The sequence below is a fragment of the Dyadobacter sp. HNCC25DJ184 genome, assembly GCF_056895215.1.
This window is the reverse complement of record NZ_JBXHAQ010000005.1, coordinates 253,281-274,803: the sequence shown is the minus strand read 5'-3', so window position 1 is coordinate 274,803 and position 21,523 is coordinate 253,281. Positions and strand designations below refer to the sequence as shown.

General features: G+C 44.0%; 16 protein-coding genes. 9 read left to right on the top strand and 7 right to left on the bottom strand.

Annotation, left to right across the window (positions count from 1 at the left end; genetic code table 11):
• Nucleotides 1–7: 7 nt before the first annotated feature.
• A complete protein-coding gene (locus AC1XUD_RS09985) occupies nucleotides 8–1,600 on the bottom strand; it encodes a sodium:solute symporter family protein (RefSeq protein ID WP_483360838.1) in 1,593 nt (530 codons plus the stop codon).
• A gap of 126 nt (nucleotides 1,601–1,726) precedes the next feature.
• The gene (locus AC1XUD_RS09980) at nucleotides 1,727–2,413 is read right to left on the bottom strand and encodes a TVP38/TMEM64 family protein (RefSeq protein ID WP_483360837.1); all 687 of its coding nucleotides are present in this window, start codon (nucleotides 2,411–2,413) and stop codon (nucleotides 1,727–1,729) included.
• Between the two features lie 174 nt (nucleotides 2,414–2,587).
• On the opposite strand from AC1XUD_RS09980, the gene AC1XUD_RS09975 reads away from it, so the two are divergent.
• Nucleotides 2,588–3,727 carry a cystathionine gamma-synthase gene (locus tag AC1XUD_RS09975; RefSeq protein WP_483360836.1) on the top strand — a complete coding sequence of 380 codons (1,140 nt, stop codon included), beginning with the start codon at nucleotides 2,588–2,590 and terminating at the stop codon, nucleotides 3,725–3,727.
• 239 nt (nucleotides 3,728–3,966) lie between these two features.
• The gene (locus tag AC1XUD_RS09970; protein WP_483360835.1) at nucleotides 3,967–4,320 is read left to right on the top strand and encodes a DUF3127 domain-containing protein; all 354 of its coding nucleotides are present in this window, start codon (nucleotides 3,967–3,969) and stop codon (nucleotides 4,318–4,320) included.
• Nucleotides 4,321–4,470: 150 nt separating this feature from the next.
• On the opposite strand, the gene AC1XUD_RS09965 is transcribed toward AC1XUD_RS09970, so the two are convergent.
• Complete coding sequence (locus AC1XUD_RS09965) at nucleotides 4,471–5,124, bottom strand: AlbA family DNA-binding domain-containing protein (RefSeq protein WP_483360834.1); 654 nt, start codon at nucleotides 5,122–5,124, stop codon at nucleotides 4,471–4,473.
• 245 nt (nucleotides 5,125–5,369) lie between these two features.
• Entirely contained in the window at nucleotides 5,370–5,591 is a 222-nt protein-coding gene (locus AC1XUD_RS09960; protein ID WP_013927448.1) for a DUF2795 domain-containing protein, read from the bottom strand.
• Nucleotides 5,592–5,973: 382 nt separating this feature from the next.
• Between AC1XUD_RS09960 and AC1XUD_RS09955 the strand changes: the two genes are divergently transcribed.
• From AC1XUD_RS09955 to AC1XUD_RS09940, 4 genes are all read left to right on the top strand, one after another.
• On the top strand, nucleotides 5,974–6,708 hold the full coding sequence (locus AC1XUD_RS09955) for a copper homeostasis protein CutC (protein WP_483360833.1): 735 nt from the start codon (nucleotides 5,974–5,976) through the stop codon (nucleotides 6,706–6,708).
• 53 nt (nucleotides 6,709–6,761) lie between these two features.
• A complete protein-coding gene (locus AC1XUD_RS09950) occupies nucleotides 6,762–9,215 on the top strand; it encodes a penicillin acylase family protein (RefSeq protein ID WP_483360832.1) in 2,454 nt (817 codons plus the stop codon).
• An 11-nt stretch (nucleotides 9,216–9,226) separates the two neighbouring features.
• On the top strand, nucleotides 9,227–9,571 hold the full coding sequence (locus tag AC1XUD_RS09945) for a hypothetical protein (protein WP_483360831.1): 345 nt from the start codon (nucleotides 9,227–9,229) through the stop codon (nucleotides 9,569–9,571).
• A gap of 113 nt (nucleotides 9,572–9,684) precedes the next feature.
• Nucleotides 9,685–10,305 carry an OmpH/Skp family outer membrane protein gene (locus AC1XUD_RS09940; RefSeq protein ID WP_483360830.1) on the top strand — a complete coding sequence of 207 codons (621 nt, stop codon included), beginning with the start codon at nucleotides 9,685–9,687 and terminating at the stop codon, nucleotides 10,303–10,305.
• Nucleotides 10,306–10,508: 203 nt separating this feature from the next.
• On the opposite strand, the gene AC1XUD_RS09935 is transcribed toward AC1XUD_RS09940, so the two are convergent.
• The 3 genes from AC1XUD_RS09935 to AC1XUD_RS09925 form a co-directional block, all read right to left on the bottom strand.
• Nucleotides 10,509–11,261: a succinate dehydrogenase/fumarate reductase iron-sulfur subunit gene (locus tag AC1XUD_RS09935; RefSeq protein WP_483360963.1), complete on the bottom strand. Its 753-nt coding sequence runs from the start codon at nucleotides 11,259–11,261 to the stop codon at nucleotides 10,509–10,511.
• A gap of 92 nt (nucleotides 11,262–11,353) precedes the next feature.
• Nucleotides 11,354–13,342 (bottom strand): fumarate reductase/succinate dehydrogenase flavoprotein subunit, encoded by a 1,989-nt coding sequence (locus AC1XUD_RS09930; protein WP_483360829.1) that lies wholly within the window; start codon nucleotides 13,340–13,342, stop codon nucleotides 11,354–11,356.
• Nucleotides 13,343–13,403: 61 nt separating this feature from the next.
• Nucleotides 13,404–14,075: a succinate dehydrogenase cytochrome b subunit gene (locus AC1XUD_RS09925; RefSeq protein WP_483360828.1), complete on the bottom strand. Its 672-nt coding sequence runs from the start codon at nucleotides 14,073–14,075 to the stop codon at nucleotides 13,404–13,406.
• A gap of 331 nt (nucleotides 14,076–14,406) precedes the next feature.
• On the opposite strand from AC1XUD_RS09925, the gene AC1XUD_RS09920 reads away from it, so the two are divergent.
• The 3 genes from AC1XUD_RS09920 (at nucleotide 14,407) to fabD (ending at nucleotide 21,519) form a co-directional block, all read left to right on the top strand.
• Nucleotides 14,407–17,292 carry a T9SS type B sorting domain-containing protein gene (locus AC1XUD_RS09920; protein WP_483360827.1) on the top strand — a complete coding sequence of 962 codons (2,886 nt, stop codon included), beginning with the start codon at nucleotides 14,407–14,409 and terminating at the stop codon, nucleotides 17,290–17,292.
• Nucleotides 17,293–17,603: 311 nt separating this feature from the next.
• Nucleotides 17,604–20,525, top strand: coding sequence for a T9SS type B sorting domain-containing protein (locus AC1XUD_RS09915; RefSeq protein WP_483360826.1), 2,922 nt, complete (start codon nucleotides 17,604–17,606; stop codon nucleotides 20,523–20,525).
• Between the two features lie 115 nt (nucleotides 20,526–20,640).
• The gene (fabD, locus tag AC1XUD_RS09910; protein WP_483360825.1) at nucleotides 20,641–21,519 is read left to right on the top strand and encodes an ACP S-malonyltransferase; all 879 of its coding nucleotides are present in this window, start codon (nucleotides 20,641–20,643) and stop codon (nucleotides 21,517–21,519) included.
• Nucleotides 21,520–21,523 lie beyond the last annotated feature (4 nt).

Below are 21,523 nucleotides of genomic sequence, written 5' to 3'. Positions count from 1 at the left end.
TAACCGGTCAATGCTGGCCCGCCATCTCTTCACTTCGGCTTTGAAATTCCGGACCTTTTCTTTTCAGTCGGGTTAACAAAATACCTATTAAAAAAATGGAAAGCGTTCCGACTACCATGATCATATTCTGATGAAGAGGGTTACGCAAATAAGCATACTCGCCGTCCAGTTTAGGCGAAAATGTCATCCATATGATCACTAAAATTCCAATAATTGTCGCCGTAAGCGCTTCCGTATTTTTCGTATTTTTCGAGATTATTCCAAGAAGGAACAATCCCAGCATACCTCCCGCGAAGATTCCCGAGAGTAGCCACCAGATATCCAGTACGCTTTTCACACCGATCATCGCGATACCCGTAAGCATTCCCAAAAGCCCGAAAACAGTCGTTGCGATATACAACAGCCTCATCGACTGCTTATCAGTTAACCCTGATTTAATATATCGCTGATAGATATCTACCGAGAAAACAGTGGCAGAAGCATTCATTCCTGAGCTGATCGTACTCATCGCAGCGGACATGATGGCCGCAATAATGAGACCTAACAAACCCACAGGAACTTTGGTTACCATAAAATTAGGCATCACTTTGTCACCGTAATCTGCCGGAGTTAATGTAGCAGCCAATTCTTTGATCGCCTGCGGACTACCGCCCGGCAACCTGTCCATAGCCGTCGTCATTTTTATAGCTTCTAATAATTCCGGATGCGTTTGATAGTAGGCATACAAGCAACTTCCTAAAATGAAAAAGATGAGAGAAACAGGCAAATACAGATACACGCATAGCCAGACTGAACCAGAAGCTTCTTTGGTTGAACCCGTTGTATGATACCTTTGAACATAATTCTGATCCATACCAAAATTATTGAGGTTCATAAAGAAGCCATATAAAAGAACGACCCAAAAGGAAGATTGCACAAAGTCAGGAGCCATGGTACCCAAGCTGAATTTGTCGTCCACTTTGCCGACTTCAACAATTTTAGAAATACCTCCATCAATACCGGAAACCACCAGATAAAGGATAATAAATGCACCTATTGTTTTGATAATTCCTTGCGCAACTTCCGTCCATATTACGGCTTCCATGCCGCCCATCACTGTGTATAATACGATACAAATTCCAACGACAATCATGATCGTTGACATGGGATATCCGGTTAAAGCCTGCAAACTCAATGCAATTCCGAAGAAAATTGAACCCATCCGCGCGAGCTGGGTAAGCAAAAAACAAATTACTGCGTATGTTCTGGCCCAGGGCCCAAAACGGTGTTCCAGATGGGTATAGGCAGAAACTTCTCCCGTGTTCCGGTAAAATGGAATGAAGTATTTGGTTGCGACCCAAGCAGCCAGCGGCATCGACAGGCTGAATACAAACGAATTCCAGTTGCTGCCAAAAGCTTTTCCAGGGACTCCCAAAAACGTGTTACTGCTCAGAAAAGTAGCATATATTGATATCCCGATCGCCCAGCCCGGTATTTTTCCCGAGGCTTTCGTGAATTGATCGGCGTTAGTATTCTTTCGTGAAAAGTAAATACCGACCGCGACCATCCCCACCAGATAGGCAATGACAATAACCAGATCAACCAGAGGTAAGGATTTCATGCTATCAATTGACTTATTATAACTTTATCACAAATAAACAGGATTAAGTAAATGCATTCTTAGCCTTTACTCGCCAGTTATTGTACGATATTAACATAGATGAAGTTCCCCGACCATTTGGCACTGTCAATTTGCCGTAACGTCCCGGTTTTTGAACAAATATCCGATGCCGGCTGACGAGATACATATCAGGACAACAATCAGAATTTTTGAATAAAGACCTTCGTTCGGGTGCTCCAGGAGATATCTGATATCGCGTGCTTCATTTCCTACCCAAACGGCGAGAATCGTTCTGGGTATCATTCCGAAAGTGCCGCCGATCAGCACCTGACGGAGACGAGCGCCTGCTATAGCAAAGAAAAGGTTGGTCACTGCGAAAGGCAATATGGGTGAGAGTTTTGCAAAAAAGATCAGCCTTAATTGTTTTTCCTGAAATCGTTGAAAAAGTTTGCGCGTCTTTGGGTATACCTCTTCCAGATATACCCTTGTCTGGCTCGGATTAAGAAAACGCGCTAAGCCAAAAACCAGACATATTGCTCCAAGATTTAACATAAACAGGAATGGCAGCGAGGTCCAGCCCAGAAAGTAGCCATATATCATGGCCAGAAAAGTAGGAGGCGTCAGTGCAAGTGCGGAAGTGATCGTCAATAGGATGCTTACCGCCAGCCATATATAGAAGTCCCATCCCGACAGCAGACTTTCGTGGGTGACAGCCCAAGCGGCAAGAATGGAGGTTGTCAATAATGGAACGACGGTCATCAGAATACTAACCGCGAATGGAAGGGAAACCTGCTTATGTCTGGCTGAAAACAAAATCAAAAATTTTAATGACTACATTGCTATTTCAACCGTAACTGACAACAAAAGGTTTGGGGTGCGGAGCTTTATTCCACAATTTCCGCCATCCTTTTAACCGTTAAAACAAAGGAGAATAATCTTAAGACTTACCGAACAGCAGACAACCGCCTGCCGATAGCCAAAAAACATATGAAATTCGCTACTAAATCCGTCCACGCTGGAGTACATCCTGATCCTAGCACAGGAGCAATTATGACTCCAATTTACCAGACTTCCACATTTGTACAGGAAAGTCCAGGCAAACACAAGGGATATCAATATGCAAGATCCCATAATCCCACCCGAACCGCGCTGCAGGATGCATTGGCAGCGTTGGAAAACGGAGCATTTGGTCTTTGCTTCGCGTCCGGTATGGCGGCCACGGATGCTGTTCTGAGGTTATTTAAACCTGGTGACGAAATTATCGCGACCCGGGATATATATGGAGGAAGTTACCGTTTAATGAGAAAAGTCTTCGAGCCAATAGGTGTCAAATTCCATTTCATAGACCTTTTCGACGCCGAAAATCTGCATTCATGTATTAATGCAAACACCAAAATGGTATGGCTTGAAACGCCGACGAACCCACTGCTGAAGATCATCGATATTGCTGCTATTACAACCATATGCCGCGAAAAAGATATCTTGACTGTAGTGGACAATACTTTTGCTTCGCCGTATCTGCAGAATCCATTAGATATGGGTGTTGATATCGTCATGCATTCAGTTACCAAATATTTGGGCGGACATTCCGATCTGGTAATGGGCGCGTTGGTTTTGAATGATCCTGAATTGGCAAAGGAATTGAAGTTTATTCAAAACGCAGCCGGCGCAGTGCCGGGCCCTCAAGACTGTTTCCTGGTTTTGCGAGGAATCAAAACACTGCATTTGAGAATGAAGTGTCATTGTGAAAATGCGGAAAATGTTGTCACCTATCTGCAGAACAATCCAAAGGTATCAAAGATATACTACCCCGGACTTCCTACTCATGAAGGACATTTAATTGCGAAGAAACAGATGCGCGGGTTTGGAGGTATGCTTTCCTTTGAACTGAAAGGGGATGTATATGAGGAAGCCATCCGTTTTATGGAAAAGCTGGAAATCTTTTCTTTGGGTGAATCGCTCGGCGGGGTTGAATCGCTTTGCACCCATCCGGCTAGCATGAGTCATGCGAGCATTCCCAAAGAAGAAAGAGAAAAGACGGGGCTAAAAGATACTTTGATCCGACTGAGCATAGGTATCGAAGATGTGGAAGACCTCATTGCTGATATAGATCAGGCAATTGGGTAATTGAGAGGACTTAAACGCAATGGACACAAATGTCGATTTCAACAATAGCAGAATATGGTCCAATACTTTTTTTACAAAAAATGACAACAGCTAACTTCATTCCCCATTTTGTTGGAAATTTTAAGAATGGTATAAAATTTACCGAAGTCCGGTAGTGTCTCTTACTCGACCTTTGATTTGGAACGCCAAAAGCTTAATTTTGACAACATTTTTTAGTAACTACCAACAATAACGAATATATGGAATTAACAGGAACCGTCATCGCATTGCTTCCGGAAGTGACCGGACAAGGCAAAAACGGAATGTGGCGCAAACAGGAATTTATTCTGGAAATACCTTCACAATATCCTAAGAAAGTGTGTATTGCGCTGTGGGGCGACAAAATCGATCAGTCAGGTTTACAGGTTAATGATACCGTGACTGCCTCGATAGATGTGGAAAGCCGTGAGTATAACTCGCGATGGTACACGGAGGTGAAAGCCTGGAAAGTGGAAAAATCAGGGGGCAGTCAGCCTGCGACAGGAGCAGGTAACTATTCCGCTCCGCCTATGACGACCTTTACAGAAGAAGATTCAGACGATCTTCCGTTCTAACAAAACAATAGCTGTCTCAGGACTGTCAGCTTTACCCTTTCTCCATTAGTCGGGGACATAAAGTCATGCTACACTCATATGATATGGCGTCCCCACCTTATGCTGAGATATATAAGAAAACCCTCAACCAAAATTGAGGGTTTTCTTATATCAATTGGACTGATAAGCCATCGACATTGTGAAATGATCCAGCATTTCGCGGGGATGAACTTCCAACACCCGCGCCAGAACCATCACTACCAGGGTATTAGACGCTATTTTCCGTGGAATACCCGCGAAGGTGGCAAACAGATCGACCGTGACAGCATCCTTTTTGTCAAGCAATTCCATCAGTTTTTGTTCCTTTTCGCCGTAATTGAATCGCACATCGCGCTCCCCTCTGCCGCGCCGCATAATTTCTTTCATCTCCCTGCTCGCCTGAATCGATTTATCTTTCACGCGGATATATGCTCTCCGGTCGCCATTTTCATCGATTACATAATGAGGTTTGTCGATACTTCGGTGAACGTTAAGCACCAGAACATCCCTTTCCGGGGACACAGAAACCCTTTCTTTACGATAACTTACTTTGGGGAAAATATACTTGTCCATCGCTTTCAGGATTGTGTACTCATCTTCATCAGCGTCTTTGAGGCCTTTGATGGTACAATCATCATCGATTCCGATAAACAACTTACCTCCACCGGTATTCGCAAATGCCACGATTTCACGGACAATCTTCTCAGGATGATTGGACTTCAATTTGAATTCCGAATGCTCTCCCTCTCCTTTTTTAACGAGTTCTTTTAATAGTCGAAGTTCCATTGCCTTAATGGATAGAAACGTGAGATAAGATAAAAACTTTACTCCTTACGTACTCTTCTCTTCTTTTTTAAACGCTGTTAAGTACACATTCGTCTACAAATTCAGACAATATCAGCGTGGGTTTGATAATGGGTTAAGGTGAAATGACTATGAATAAAAAAGTGTGCCTTTCAAATGGACGCCGATTAAGTAAAATTCACTAAAAACCGAAAAAGAAACGGCGCCGATGGGGGCGCCGTTTCCTGTTAATATTCGTCTTCGTTGAAAAAGAAATCATCCTTAGTCGGATAGTCCGGCCAGATTTCCTCAATACTTTCATACGGCTGTCCGTCATCTTCAAGTTCTTGAAGGTTTTCTACTACTTCCAACGGAGCACCTGTTCTAATTGCAAAGTCAATTAGCTCGTCTTTCGTAGCTGGCCAGGGCGCATCTTCTAGATATGACGCAAGTTCGAGAGTCCAGTACATATTTTTGTTGCCTATTAAAGAGTTACTTACTGTTTTAAGGAGTGCAAAAGTAAAAAAAATTGAAACTTTTAATAGTTTCTACCAAAAAAAAATAAAAATAATTCTCTTTACCAAATTGTAATATTTAATTATTTTTCAACTATTTGATTGTAAGATAGTTATAAATTATTTTTTCTTGAAAAAATATTGGCTGAAACACCCCACTCCGACCGTTTTCATGTAACAAACCGATCCTGCAGGATTAACGACGCAGAGAAGTTGTACTCACATAATGTCATAACTACGCGATTCCGATACGCGCAGAAAGACGATCCTCCAAATTTTTTATTCCATATTTGTATAAATTCATTTCTAAAGTTTGTGTATCAAAAAAGTTACCGATATGACCATTGAAGTTTGTGCCTATTCCCTTGAGTCTTGTATCAATGCCCAGGCTGGCGGTGCGGGCCGGATTGAACTCTGTGGAGGTTTGGGAGAAGGAGGGACTACACCAAGTGCAGGATTAATCGAGATCGTCAGAAAACACATTGATATAAAGCTATTTGTAATGATTCGTCCGCGTGGAGGCGATTTTGTATATGACTTTTTTGAAGAAGAGATCATGAAAAAGGATATTCTTCTTGCTAAAAGTCTGGGTGCGGACGGAGTGGTTTTAGGAATTCTGCAGGCAGACGGCCAGGTGGATGTGGCTCGCACGAAAGGGTTGGTTGACTTGGCAAGTCCAATGAAAGTTACGTTTCATCGCGCATTCGATCTTGCTGCAGATCCAATAAAGGCATTGAAAGCAATCATCGAGACAGGTGCGGAAAGAATTCTTACATCCGGACAAAAACCGACTGCTCCGGAGGGCATTCAATTGCTCAAACAACTCTCAAAAGAGGCGGATGGAAAGATAGAAATCATGGCGGGAGGCGGGGTAAATCATCACAATGCAGCCCAGTTAAAAGAGGCTGGAGTACACTCTCTGCATTTGACCGCCAAGGCTTTCCGCCCAGGTCGGCAGAAGTTTTTCCCCGAGGGAATCTCAATGGCTGGAGAAATTCCGGATGAAAAATCGATCATGTACAGCAAGCTGGAGCTGGTCGAAGCCATCGTGCAAGTAGTTTCATCGGAATAGAATCCTTTTTACGTATATTGCTCTTAGGTTAACTATATCGCTGCCGCTCACAAATGAAACTGGTTAAATCGCTTTTTTTCGTCTTGCTGGCTTGTGGACTGGTATATTGTCTCAATCGTCCCTGGGGACCTGTTCCTGTTTTGGGAAATTTCCTGAATCCGTTCACCGGTTTCTGGCAAAACTGGGAAAAGGCATATGACCCTTCGGAAGAGATTGTCCTTGAACTCGATAGCCTTCAGGAAGATGTGATGATACGGTTTGATGATACGGGCGTGCCGCACATTTTTGCAAAGAACAACCACGACCTCTTCTACGCGCAGGGATATGTTACGGCACGTGACCGTCTATGGCAAATGGATCTTCAGGTAAGAGCCGCCGCTGGGCGTCTGTCCGAAGTACTTGGAAAAAACACTTTGGAAATGGATCGCAAAAGCCGGCTTTTAGGGATGGGCTATGGTGCAGAAGCTAACTTAAAAGTAGCGATGAGCGATAAAGTTACCCGTGAGGCACTTTTAAGCTATACTCAGGGCGTCAATGCGTACATATCTCAGCTCAAACCACGTCAATTTCCCGTAGAATATAAATTGTTGGGATATGCTCCTGAAAAATGGCAGCCCGTCAATTGTATGTATATGCAGGAGCAAATGATATTGACTCTTGCCGGGCGATCTGACGATCTCAATATGACCAATATATTGGATCAATATGGGAAAGAAGTGATCGACGAACTCTTCCCGGATTACCCGATGCTTCGTGAAAGCCCTATCATTCCCGTCGGCACGCCGTGGAATTTCAAACGGTTACCGATTCCGTTGCCGCCACCGATAGTGCCTTATGATGCCGAGGTTGCTATAAACCAAAAAGCTGAAACATTACTGCCTCGACAGGATCCTAAAATTGAGGGCGTCGGGAGCAATAACTGGGCGATCAGTGGCGAAAAATCGAGCACGGGATATCCGATATTGGCTAACGACCCCCATCTTGAACTGACTTTGCCTTCTATATGGTATCAGCTGCAACTTCAAACGCCCGATCTGAATGTTTACGGGGTTTCACTTCCAGGTATACCAAGTGTTGTGATTGGCTTCAACCAAAACGTAGCCTGGGGCGTAACCAACGTGGACGCGGATGTCTATGATTTATACGAGGTTATTTTTAATGATACAACAAAGTCAAAATATTGGTATGATCGTAAATGGAAGCCGACGAGGATTCGTAAAGAAGTGATCCGGGTAAAGGGGCAGGTTCCTCATATTGAAAATGTGGTATATACGCATCATGGGCCAGTTTTTGACCAGGAAGATAGCGTCAAAAAAGTACATCATTACGCCACCAGGTGGATCGGGCATGAGCCAGGCAATGGATTTTCTACCTTTTACGATCTTAACCGGGCAAAAGATTATGACGATTACAGAAAAGCACTTTCCCATTACGTCGCCCCTGCTCAAAACTTTGTTTTTGCGGATAATGGAAAAAACATCGCCATCACCGTGAACGGAAAACTTCCTTTAAAATATAAGGACCAGGGAAAATTCCTGCTCGACGGCCGACTGCCTGAACACGAGTGGCAGGGATGGATTCCAGCAGACCAAAATCCGACGGTCAAAAATCCTCCGCGTGGTTTTGTAAGCTCGGCTAACCAATCTTCTACAGATCCGACGTATCCATATTATATCAACTGGTCGTTTGCGCCATCGGAAAGGGCGATAAGGATTAACGAAAGGTTGCAGGCAATGAACAACGCAACCGCCGACAGCCTTCGTTCCTTGCAAAATGATAATTTCAGTGTGATGGCAAGGACTATTTTGCCGGCGTTGCTGCCTTATTTGAGGAGCAGCCCTTTAACCCCGGTTCAGAAAGCAGGAGAAATTACGCTAACTGACTGGAATTTTGTCAATGGGCCTGAGTCAATTGCAGCTTCCATATTTGAAACCTGGATACCTATTTTGCGAGAAGCGATCTGGTCCGATGATTTTGGCTCAGAAACTTTACCGATGTCTTACCCATCGCGGGACAGGACATTTTATATGATTTTGAAACAGCCAAACGCCAAGTGGTTCGACAATTTGAAAACCCCTCAGGTCGAAACTTTGGGGGATATTGTGCTCTCGAGTTATAAAGCATCGCTTGATACCTTGGCAGCCAGACGTGGCCCGATGAGTCCGGAATGGCAGTGGTATAAGGTAAAAGGTACTGAAGTCAGACATTTGAGCCGTCAGATCAAGCCTTTCAATTCAGGACTTTTGAAAACCGGGGGCGGTTCAAGTATCGTAAATGCTGTAACCAAAACACACGGGCCTTCGTGGCGTATGATCGTGGAATTGGGGCCCTCGCCAAAAGCATATGGTATATATCCCGGAGGTCAGTCTGGAAACCCGGGAAGCCCATATTATTTGAACCTGTTGCCAAAATGGGAGAAGGGGGAACTTAATGAGCTCGTCTATCTTTCGTCTCCCGATCAAAAAAACGATCGCTTGACGACTTCTATCATTCTAAAAAAGAAATAACCCACATCGCAATGAATTTTCTGATTATTCTGGCGGTTACTGCCGTGCTTCAGTACTTTTGCCCCTGGTGGGTCATTGCAGTTGTTCCTGCCATTGTCAATTTATCCTGCCCCAAATCATATGGTGCAGCATTTTTCCAGAGCTTTCTGGCTGTTGGATTACTTTGGCTGGGATATGGCCTCTATATTCAAATAAGTTCCAATGGCGCAATGTCGGATCGCATCGCTCAAATATTTACCCTACCTAATGGCTACTTCATGTTGGCCATAAGCGTGCTGATTGGTGCTCTGACAGCTGGTGTTAGCGGAATGGCAGGATATTCGGCCAGGAGCCTGTTTCGGAACACAAAATCCTGATTTTAAATATATTTTCAAGGAATATAATTTATTCAATCAAGCATCCAGTCATTTGTTGATTGTACATAATCCTTATCTTTGCGGCTCTTTATAAACAAAAACATTAAAAAAACGTGAACAATAATACTTCGTTAATCTGGAACATCGTCCTGTCTCTTGCTGTGGCGGTGTTATTTTTTTTACATTTTTCTGGAAAGCCGAGTGGCGATGCAGTAGTAACTGATGGAGGTGTAGTGGCAGGTCGTCGCACAGTTTACGTTCAGGTTGACTCTCTTTTGAAAAACTACGATTTCTTTAAAGACACTAAAAAAGAACTGGAAAATAAAAACTTCCAACTTGAAAATGATCTGAACCAAAAAGGCCGTTCATTGCAAAATGAAGTAGCTTTCTTCCAGCAAAAAGCACAAACCATGACTCCTGAGCAAGCTCGTTCTACTGAGGCGCAGTTGATGAAAAAACAACAGGATCTGGTAGCTTACCGCGATCAATCTGCTCAGGCACTTGGTATGGAAGAAGCTAAGAAAAATGAGGAGCTTTATAAAAACATCCGTGCTTATATCGAAAAGTATAATAAGGAGAATGGATATGAGTACGTTCTTGGCTATTCACTGGGGGGCGGTATTTTGTTCGCAAACCCATCTTTGGATGTAACCAAGAAGATAATCGATGGTTTGAACAAAGAATACGCAGGAGCTGGCAAACCAGCAGCTGCTGATACTACGAAAGCGAAGTAATTAAAATCTCCGCTGTAAGATTTTAAGGTAAAAAGGGGTGCCGGAATTTTCCAGTGCCCCTTTTCTTATATCGTATTAGTCGGTTGTCGACAACGCCTGATGTTCGCAAGCCGTTGTTTTATCTAAGAATATTATGTCTAATAAAAAAGAACGAGACACCAGAGGCATCTCGTTCTTTTGATATTAAGTGTATTCTTAGATAGCTAAACAGCAGACGATGTTGCTTTGGCCGAGATATATTCGCGGTTCATTCTAGCGATGTTCTCCAAACTGATTTCTTTTGGACATTCTGCTGAACAAGCACCTGTGTTAGTACACGCTCCGAATCCCTCCACGTCCATCTGAGCAACCATTTTCTCTGCTCTGATTTTGCGTTCTGCCTGACCTTGCGGCAACAATGCCAACTGAGATATCTTCGCAGAAACGAACAGCATAGCCGAAGCATTTTTACATGCAGCTACACAAGCTCCGCAACCAATACAAGCCGCCGCAGAGAAAGCATCATCCGCATTTTCCTTTGGAATAGGCAAATTGTTTGCATCCTGTGCGTTACCAGTATTTACGGAAACGAATCCACCTGCAGCCATGATCCGGTCGAAGCCGTCACGGCTCACAACCAGATCCTTGATAACGGGGAATGCTTGTGCACGCCATGGTTCCACCACAATCGTATCGCCGTCACTGAACGACCGCATATGCAGCTGGCAGGTAGTTACACCTTGTAGCGGCCCGTGCGGCTGTCCGTTTATATACATGGAGCACATCCCACAGATACCTTCACGGCAATCGTGGTCAAATGCAACGGGCTCCTTTCTTTCTTCTACTAATTGTTCATTGAGGACGTCAAACATTTCCAGAAACGACATATCAGGCGATATACCTTCCAAAGAATAGTTTTCAAAACCTCCTGCTGTATTTCCATTGCTTTGTCTCCACACTTTCAATGTAAGACGCATATTACCTCCACTCATTTTTGAATTAGTTAATGATTATCAATTAACTGAATATTTGGAACTGAAGGACTGCAAGCCCTTCGCATTGATTTTTATTATTTATAGCTACGCGCAGCGATTTTAATGTTTTCGTAGATGAGTTCTTCCTTATGAAGTTCCCAACTTTCAACACCTTTATTCTCCCAGGCCGAAACGTAACGATAATTTTCGTCGTCACGTAACGCTTCACCCTCTTCTGTCTGATATTCTTCACGGAAGTGGCCGCCGCAAGATTCGTTGCGCTGCAATGCGTCAATACACATCAGCTCACCCAATTCTATAAAGTCAGCTACGCGGTTTGCTTTGTCAAGTTCCGGGTTGAACTCATTGATTTTCCCCATTACTCTAACATCTCTCCAGAATTCCTTGCGCAGTTCACGAATCTCGAGAATTGCCTCATTCAATCCCTTCGCATTTCTTGCCATACCACATTTGTCCCACATGATTTTACCAAGACGACGGTGGAAAAGCTCTGGTGAAGTAGTTCCCTGAATATTGATCAACGTATTGATGCGGTCGCTTACTTCTTTTTCTACTTTAACAAACTCTTCATGATCGGTAGAGATTTTACCAGTTCGGATTTCACTAGCCAGGTAAGAACCGATTGTATAAGGAATTACAAAATATCCATCCGCAAGACCCTGCATTAATGCAGAAGCCCCCAAACGGTTTGCCCCGTGATCCGAAAAGTTCGCCTCTCCCAGCGCATATAAACCAGGAACGGTTGTCATCAGGTTATAATCAACCCAAAGGCCACCCATCGTATAGTGAACCGCAGGATAAATACGCATAGGCACCTCGTAAGGATCTTCTCCCGTGATTTGCTTGTACATATCGAACAGGTTACCGTATTTTTCCTTTACGACAGCCTTACCCCATTTGACGATATCTTCTTCCGGAGCATCGTTGATATTATTTTTGTTGGCTTCTCCATGTCCATAACGGTGGATAGCCGCAGTGTAGTCAAGGTATACAGCCAGTTTGGAAGCTCCAACGCCATATCCGGCATCACACCTTTCCTTCGCCGCGCGCGATGCAATATCACGAGGAACGAGGTTACCAAACGCAGGATAACGTCTTTCCAGGTAGTAATCACGTTCTGCCTCTGGAATCTCGTTGGCAGGACGGTTGTCATTCTGTTTTTTCGGAACCCAGATACGTCCGTCATTTCTCAATGATTCGGACATCAAAGTCAGTTTCGACTGGTGTTCTCCTGAAACAGGTATACAAGTCGGGTGAATTTGTGTAAAACATGGGTTTCCGAAGAACGCCCCGCGTTTGTGGGCTTTCCAGGCAGCAGTTACGTTGCTACCCATTGCGTTGGTAGACAAGTAAAATACGTTGCCGTATCCACCAGTACAAAGCAATACAGCGTGACCTGAATGTCTTTCCAATTCACCTGTGATGAGGTTCCGGGCGATAATACCGCGGCATTTCCCGTCGATATTAACAATATCCAGCATCTCGTGGCGGTTGTACATTTTAATTGTACCCATACCTACCTGACGCTGCAATCCCGAATACGCGCCCAGCAACAGTTGTTGTCCCGTCTGACCTGCGGCATAAAAAGTACGCTGAACTTGAACTCCACCGAATGAACGGTTAGAAAGCAAGCCTCCATATTCACGTGCGAAGGGTACACCCTGAGCCACACACTGATCTATAATATTGCCGGAAACCTCCGCCAGACGATGCACATTGGCCTCTCGTGAACGATAGTCTCCACCTTTTACTGTATCATAAAAAAGACGGTACACCGAGTCTCCGTCATTCTGGTAATTTTTGGCAGCATTAATACCTCCCTGAGCAGCGATCGAGTGCGCACGACGGGGAGAATCCTGAAAACAGAAAGCCTTAACTTTATAACCAAGCTCGGCAAGAGTGGCCGCAGCCGAAGCACCCGCCAATCCTGTTCCAACAACGATTACTTCAAGGTTACGTTTATTGGCCGGATTAACCAGAGGTACTGAAGATTGATATTTGCTCCATTTGGTCTCAAGCGGCCCTTGTGGTATTTTGGCATCCAGACGTGGTGACGTTGCCATATATCTTCTTATTAATAATTAATCAAAAAAATTAAATACGATCAAATCTGCAATCTTCCCACTACTTAACCCAACCAAGATAAATGGAGATAGGCATCAGCGCAAAAAGAACAGGAATAACTATGGAAAACGCCGTTCCGAGGAAGGATATCAGCCCGTTGTACTTGATATGATTAAGACCCAGTGACTGAAACGCGCTTTTAAAACCATGAAGTAAATGCCAGAATAGAGAGAAACATCCGGCGACGTAAATCAAAACTACCCATATGTTCTGGAATATATCAAGCATCATTTGATATAAGTTCAGTTCTTCACCAGTAGCAAATTGATTGGAACGGTTCGGAATCCAGAAATGAGAAGTGTGTAGGACAAGAAATATCAGGATCAAAGTTCCCAATAAGCCCATACTTCTTGAATACCAGGTGCTGTTTGCCGAAGCTTTACTGACCGCATATTTAACAGGACGGGCATCATTGTTGGTTTTAACAAGCCAAAGACCGTCTATAATATGAACCAGGAACCCTAGAACAAGTCCAATCTCCAGAGTTCGGATGATCGGATTAGTACCCATAAAATGGCCCCAGTGAGAAAAAGTTTCTCCCCCGTCATTATAGAAAATCATTGCATTGATGGTGGCATGAATCACCAGGAAACTGATCAGGAAAAGTCCGGTAAGAGCCATCAGAACTTTCTTTCCAATAGAGCTCGTTAACGATTGTGTAAACCACGACATAGTAAAAACCTATGATTTTTAGTAAGAAAAATTAGGTATATTTAGAACGTTTCAAAGGTATGGCACAAACGTTTCTGACACAATACTTCCAGCTCATTTTTACCCTACACCCTATTATTTATAATGATTATTAAGTACTATTATAGTATTTTGATAAACATTGATCGTCAATACGCTTTTATGGTGTCTGATTGTCCTGCGTATTTCAGCTAGTCGGACACATCATTTTTAACCGTTAATTCGTTAACTGAAACAAAGACTGCAGGTACAATTTACCTGTAAACCCGTTCGACCTCAGACCTCGTTTCAGCAAACAATAAGTACACTGTATATGCACCGCATTTTACATTTTCGCCATTTCTGGTTTTCATTGGTTTTGTTTTTGTTTTCTCTGAATGCATCCGCAACTCACATTCGTGCGGGGGAGATTACAGCGCGAAGAATCTCCTCGACATCATTAACTTACGAGATTACAACGACGCTTTATTTCGACGAGATTGCCGGAAAACCCGCAGCGGATGCGCAGAACGATGTGAATCTATATGTGGGTAGTGCATTTCTACCGAAGATCCCTCGTGTTTCAAGAGTTAATATCGGCAACGGCACCTCAAAAAACATATATATAACTACGTATACTTTTCCGTCAACCGGGAAATACCGGATTTCGTTTCTGGGAGAGAATCGTAACAATAATGTACTGAATATAGGCCCTAAGCCTACCTTGGAACTAAAATTTTATATTAGTACTACCGTTGAAATCAACGCCAGCCTGGGGCTCAACCAAACCCCTGTTCTGTTAAACGCACCGATTGACCTGGCGGCAGTGGGTCAGCGTTATATCCATAATCCCGGTGCCTTTGATGCAGATGGCGATAGCATCTCCTTCCGTATGGTTGTGCCACAAACTTCCTTAAACGGAAAAGATTCGCAAGGAAAAGATCTGGAATATCAGGATCCTAACCTTATTGGTGCGCCCGGACAAACCGAAAACGGAGCTACTCCTGCGACGTTTAGCCTTAATCCGATAACGGGTGATCTCATATGGGATGCACCCATGGTAAAAGGATATTACAACGTAGCTTTCGTTGTGGAAGAGTGGCGGGATGGTATCCTTATTGGGCAGATCGTCCGGGATATGCAGATCATAGTGGAGGATGCCAAAAATGACAGGCCGCTCGTCCAGCCATTAGACGACATATGCGTCGAAGCCGGGACCTTAATTAATCAGAAAGTGACTGCTACTGACAAAAATGGAGATAAACTGACCTTAACTTCCTCCGGCGGGGTATATGAAACAGGGCTTGTTGAACCACAACTTGCTACTTTCTCGGTTCCTATTCAAAATTCTCAAGCTACGGTTTCAGGAACATTTACTTGGCAGACTGGCTGCGCACATATCCGTGAGGAACCATACGCCGTCCTTTTCAAAGTAGAAGATTCTGCAGGACCAACCGTACCTAATCCCGGCCTTTTCAGAAAGCTGGCCGATATGACTACCCTGAATATCCGCGTTTTTGGGCCAAAACCTCAGAACCTTCGTGGCGTAGAAGCTTCCGATCCGGCAGGTGTGGCCTACAGGCTTACGTGGGATTCGTACAAATGTCAGATTGAGGGTGCGCGCATTACCATTTATAGAAAAGAAGGATGCACTAACCTTCCAGAAGACGTTTGTATTTCTGGTATTCCCGAGGGTTATGGGTATACCCCGATCGCGACCGTGCCAGTTAACCAGACTACTTATCTGGATAATGGAAATGGATTGAGAACTGGGGTTTCTTATAGCTATCGAATTGTTGTGCAATTCCCAAGACCGGGCGCTCAACCTAACGAACCGGGAAGTTTTATCGGAGGTGGAGAAAGTGTGGCTTCCGACGAGTTCTGTCTTAATTTGCCGCTTGTGATGCCGGTTATCACCAATGTAACCGTCGATTCTACCAGTGAAACAAATGGAGTTATCACAGTTAGATGGACAAGACCCGACAAATCCGTTGGAGTGCCTGCTCAGTATGTACTTTACAGAGCTGTTGGTCAAAACGGAACTGCGTTTACCAGAATTGCCACCATCAATACCAATCTTAAGCCACGTGCATTGGATACACTGTTTGTCGACAAAGCACTTAATACAGTTGCCAACGCTTACAGATATCAGCTCGAATATTATTACACCGAAAATAATACACTGGTTAAACTGGATGTAACTGAACCTGCCAGTAGCGTTCGGCTGGAGCAAGGCTCAGCTTTACCAACCAGTATCCGCCTGAACTGGTCGGCCATTGTTCCCTGGAGTAATAACAACCGGGTTCATAGGGTATACCGAGAGGATAAAAGTAACCCGGGAACCTTTAACCGGATTGCAGATGTGGCCGTAACAGGTGATCAAAGCTTTAACTATACGGATGACGGAACCGACAAGTATGCTGCCGACGGGGTTGTCAATGTTGAAATAAATTTACAGACAACTTATTGTTATAAGGTAGAAACCGTAGGCTCTTACAACAACTCACAGATCAAGACCGATCCGCTTTATAACTTCTCGCAAATCATTTGCGTATCCGCTGCTGACACCACCAAACCTTGTCCACCGACGTTGACGATCGATGCGCTCAATTGTGATTCTTTACAACAGCATCCCGAGGCTTTCTGTGATCTGCTTTCGTTTACAAATCATCTCTCCTGGACCTACCCAACTTCAGTGGACGGCAAAGAGTGTGATCCTAATATCGCGGCTTACAATATCTATTATACAAGATATGAAATTGATGCCCCTACCATCATTGCCAAAGTGACTACGCCTCCTTCACCGCTTTCTACCTCATTCAACCATGCAGGTTTATCTTCATTTGCAGGTTGTTATTATGTGACGGCTGTCAATGGCTTTGGATCGGAAAGCGCCCCCAGCAATACTGTGTGCCAGGAAAACTGCCCGATGTTTGTGCTGCCAAACGTATTTACTCCGAATAACGATGGCAAAAATGATATATTCCAACCGATGGAATGTCCGGCTTTTGTGCAGTCAGTTGACTTTAAAGTATTTAACAGATGGGGTGCTCAGGTCTATGACACAAAAGATGTAAACATTAACTGGAACGGGAAGACCAATAATGGAAAAGATCTCTCTGCAGGTCAATACTATTATGAAGCATCCGTGACCTTTGAATCTGCTTCCATAGAAAATAAGCCCGTTTCGATTAAGGGTTGGGTGCAGCTCCTTAGATAATAGCTTTAAAAATTCAGCTTTAAGGGTATCAGCGCAACGCTGAGAGGGTATCGCCACATACTGTAGGTGAATGACTGTTTATACAATGCAGATCAATTCTTCTATACTCAAAAGGAACTTACATAAAATTTCTTCAAGTATGAGGATATTAAGCCTAAAACACACATTTTTAGATTAATTTTCGTTCAATTATAGTAATTGAGAATTGTATTTGAGGATGTCATTTACAACGGTTAAATTTCCGGGCATATAACATGTTTTGCTCAACGCTGTCCGGGATTGCCTCTATCTAAACTTGTTAGCTAAAATCTATGCGGTCTGTTTTACAATATTTACTTATCCCGGTTTTTCTGTTCTTTATATCCTTGTCGTTTGAGGCTCACGCAACTCACATACGAGCTGGAGAAATTACAGCCAGAAGGATATCCAATAGTTCACTCACTTACGAAATAAAACTCACGGCATATTTCGATATGCAGAACGGTGAAGGTGCTGCAAATGCTCAAAATACTGTCAACTTTGTCATAGGTGCCACGAACGGCAGGGCTGATGACCCCAACTTCAACCCTCCCACACTCGTTGCCCCCAGGATTTTACCTATTATAAACATAGGAAATAATACTACCCAAAACGTCTACATCATCAACTATACGTTTCCTTCGACAGGTAATTATCGTATTTCATTTGAAGAAGATAATAGAAATAACAACGTCCTGAATATCGGTCCTCCGCCTACTCAGAACCTTAACTTCTACGTCAGCACGACATTGGAAATCAACGCCAATTTGGGAATGAACCAAACACCTGTTCTCTTAAATGCACCGATTGATCTGGCTGCAGTAGGTCAGCGTTATATTCACAATCCCGGCGCTTTTGATGCAGATGGTGACAGTCTGGCCTATAAAATGTTTGTGCCTCAAAGAGGAACTCCAAAGGGTATCGGTGTAAATCTTCAATACCAGGATCCCAATCAGATCGGCGCACCGGGTCAGACTGAGGCAGGAGCAAGTCCCGCAACATTTAGCCTCAATCCAATTACAGGTGATCTCATCTGGGATGCCCCGATGGTCAAGGGATATTACAACGTTGCTTTCATAGTCGAAGAATGGAGGGACGGGATACTGATTGGACGAATCGTCCGTGATATGCAGATCATTGTGGAGGATGCGACCAACGACCGACCACTCGTCCAGCCATTAGATGATATATGCGTCGAAGCCGGGACTTTAATTAATCAGACAGTGACTGCTACCGACAAAAATGGAGATAAACTGACCTTAACTTCCTCAGGCGGGGTATATGAAACAGGGCTTGTTGCACCACAACTTGCTACTTTCTCCGTCCCTAATCAAAATTCTCAGTCAACCGTTTCCGGCACATTTACGTGGCAAACGGACTGTGCGCATATTCGTGCGGAGCCATATGATGTTCTTTTCAAAGTCGAGGATTCCCCGGGTCCGAGTGTACCTAATCCGAGCCTTTTCAGAAAGCTGGCCGATATGACCACTATGAATATCCGCGTTTTTGGGCCAAAACCTCAGAACCTTCGTGGCGTAGAAGCTGCCGATCCGGCAGGTGTGGCCTACAGGCTTACGTGGGATTCGTACAAATGTCAGACCACTGGCGCCAGGATTGCTATTTATAGAAAAGAAGGATGCACGACTCTTCCGGAAGACGTTTGTATTTCTGGTATTCCCGATGGTTATGGATATACCCAGATCGCTACCGTGCCAGTTAACCAGACTACTTATCTGGATAATGATAATGGAAATGGATTGAGAACTGGAGTTTCTTATAGCTATCGAATTGTTGTGCAATTCCCAAGACCGGGCGCTCAACCTAACGAACCGGGAAGTTTTATCGGAGGCGGAGAAAGTGTGGCTTCCGACGAGTTCTGTCTTAATTTGCCGCTTGTGATGCCGGTTATCACCAATGTAACCGTCGATTCTACCAGTGAAACAAATGGAGTTATCACAGTTAGATGGACAAGACCCGACAAATCCGTTGGAGTGCCTGCTCAGTATGTACTTTACAGAGCTATTGGTCAAAACGGAACTGCGTTTACCAGAATTGCCACCATCAATACCAATCTTACGCCACGTGCATTGGATACACTGTTTGTCGACAAAGCACTTAATACAGTTGCCAACGCTTACAGATATCAGCTCGAATATTATTACACCGAAAATAATACACTAGTTAAACTGGATGTAACTGAACCTGCCAGTAGCGTTCGACTGGAGCAAGGCTCAGCTTTACCAACCAGTATCCGCCTGAACTGGTCGGCCATTGTTCCCTGGAGTAATAACAACCGGGTTCATAGGGTATACCGAGAGGATAAAAGTAACCCGGGAACCTTTAACCGGATTGCAGATGTGGCCGTAACAGGTGATCAAAGCTTTAACTATACGGATGACGGAACCGACAAGTATGCGGCCGACGGGGTTGTCAATGTTGAAATAAATTTACAGACAACTTATTGTTATAAGGTAGAAACCGTAGGCTCTTACAACAACTCACAGATCAAGACCGATCCGCTTTATAACTTCTCGCAAATCATTTGCGTATCCGCTGCTGACACCACCAAACCTTGTCCACCGACGTTAACGATCGATGCGCTCAATTGTGATTCTTTACAACAGCATCCCGAGGCTTTCTGTGATTTGCTTTCGTTTACAAATCATCTCTCCTGGACCTACCCAACTTCAGTGGACGGCAAAGAGTGTGATCCTAATATCGCGGCTTACAATATCTATTATACAAGATATGAAATTGATGCCCCTACCATCATTGCCAAAGTGACTACGCCGCCTTCACCGCTTTCTACCTCATTCAACCATGCAGGTTTATCTTCATTTGCAGGTTGTTATTATGTGACGGCTGTCAATGGCTTTGGATCGGAAAGCGCCCCCAGCAATACGGTGTGCCAGGAAAACTGCCCGATGTTTGTGCTGCCAAACGTATTTACTCCGAATAACGATGGCAAAAACGATATATTCCAACCGATGGAATGCCCCGCTTTTGTGCAGTCAGTTGACTTTAAAGTATATAACAGATGGGGTGCTCAGGTCTATGACACAAAAGATGTAAACATTAACTGGAACGGGAAGACCAATAATGGAAAAGATCTCTCTGCAGGTCAATACTATTATGAAGCATCCGTGACCTTCGAATCGGCTTCCCAAGAAAATAAGCCTGTTTCGATTAAGGGTTGGGTGCAGCTCCTTAGATAATCGCTTTTACGACAGTTTACTTTTTTTCTTTGAATAGCAAGTACTTACTTTGCAGCCCGGTTTTCATTAATCGGGCTGTTAATGTTTCCATGGACTTCTAAAAATAATCTTTTTCATGAAAAACGCATACATATTTCCTGGTCAGGGCTCCCAGTTCAAGGGTATGGGACTGGATTTATACAACTCATCTGAAGATGCTAAAAAGCTGTTCGATCAGGCAAATGAGATATTAGGCTTCGACATTACCAAAATCATGTTCGAAGGCACCGACGAAGAGCTGAAACAAACCAATGTAACCCAGCCGGCTATATTCATCCATTCTGTAATACTTGCCAAGGTAAGTACTGACTTTAATCCTGATATGGTTGCTGGTCACTCATTGGGTGAATTCTCTGCCCTTGTTGCGGCAGGTGCACTTACTTTTGAAGATGGGTTAAAGCTTGTTGCAAAAAGAGCTGATGCCATGCAAAAAGCGTGTGAACTCCGTCCGTCGACAATGGCAGCAATTTTGGGTTTGCCTGACGCAACGATTGAAGAGATCTGCGCGACCATAGAAGACGAGATCGTAGTGCCGGCAAACTATAACTGTCCAGGACAAGTGGTTATTTCCGGAAGTATCGAAGGAGTGGAGAAAGCATGTGAGCTGCTAAAAGCCGCCGGAGCCAAAAGAGCGCTGATACTTCCAGTGGGTGGAGCATTTCATTCGCCTTTGATGGAACCTGCCCGTGAGGAATTAGCAGCGGCGATCGCCGACGCCAAAATAGAGTCTCCTATTTGTCCTGTATATCAAAATGTGAACGCATTGCCATCGACAGATGTAGCAACAATTCGTGAAAATCTCGTAGCTCAGTTAACCGCACCCGTTCGCTGGACTCAATCTGTGGAGAATATGGTAGCCGACGGTGCCGGAATTTTCATCGAATCCGGCCCGGGAAAGGTGCTTCAGGGGCTTGTTAAGAAAATAGCAGGAGGAGTCGAGTTAAAAAGTATATAATTTT

Excerpts from the sequence above, each read along its gene's own strand:
- AC1XUD_RS09930 (WP_483360829.1), bottom strand. The coding sequence starts at position 13,342 with ATGGCAACGTCACCACGTCTGGATGCCAAAATACCACAAGGGCCGCTT.
- AC1XUD_RS09970 (WP_483360835.1), top strand. The coding sequence starts at position 3,967 with ATGGAATTAACAGGAACCGTCATCGCATTGCTTCCGGAAGTGACCGGA.
- AC1XUD_RS09945 (WP_483360831.1), top strand. The coding sequence starts at position 9,227 with ATGAATTTTCTGATTATTCTGGCGGTTACTGCCGTGCTTCAGTACTTT.
- fabD (WP_483360825.1), top strand. The coding sequence starts at position 20,641 with ATGAAAAACGCATACATATTTCCTGGTCAGGGCTCCCAGTTCAAGGGT.
- AC1XUD_RS09985 (WP_483360838.1), bottom strand. The coding sequence starts at position 1,600 with ATGAAATCCTTACCTCTGGTTGATCTGGTTATTGTCATTGCCTATCTG.
- AC1XUD_RS09955 (WP_483360833.1), top strand. The coding sequence starts at position 5,974 with ATGACCATTGAAGTTTGTGCCTATTCCCTTGAGTCTTGTATCAATGCC.
- AC1XUD_RS09915 (WP_483360826.1), top strand. The coding sequence starts at position 17,604 with ATGCGGTCTGTTTTACAATATTTACTTATCCCGGTTTTTCTGTTCTTT.
- AC1XUD_RS09975 (WP_483360836.1), top strand. The coding sequence starts at position 2,588 with ATGAAATTCGCTACTAAATCCGTCCACGCTGGAGTACATCCTGATCCT.
- AC1XUD_RS09935 (WP_483360963.1), bottom strand. The coding sequence starts at position 11,261 with ATGCGTCTTACATTGAAAGTGTGGAGACAAAGCAATGGAAATACAGCA.
- AC1XUD_RS09925 (WP_483360828.1), bottom strand. The coding sequence starts at position 14,075 with ATGTCGTGGTTTACACAATCGTTAACGAGCTCTATTGGAAAGAAAGTT.
- AC1XUD_RS09960 (WP_013927448.1), bottom strand. The coding sequence starts at position 5,591 with ATGTACTGGACTCTCGAACTTGCGTCATATCTAGAAGATGCGCCCTGG.
- AC1XUD_RS09950 (WP_483360832.1), top strand. The coding sequence starts at position 6,762 with ATGAAACTGGTTAAATCGCTTTTTTTCGTCTTGCTGGCTTGTGGACTG.
- AC1XUD_RS09965 (WP_483360834.1), bottom strand. The coding sequence starts at position 5,124 with ATGGAACTTCGACTATTAAAAGAACTCGTTAAAAAAGGAGAGGGAGAG.
- AC1XUD_RS09920 (WP_483360827.1), top strand. The coding sequence starts at position 14,407 with ATGCACCGCATTTTACATTTTCGCCATTTCTGGTTTTCATTGGTTTTG.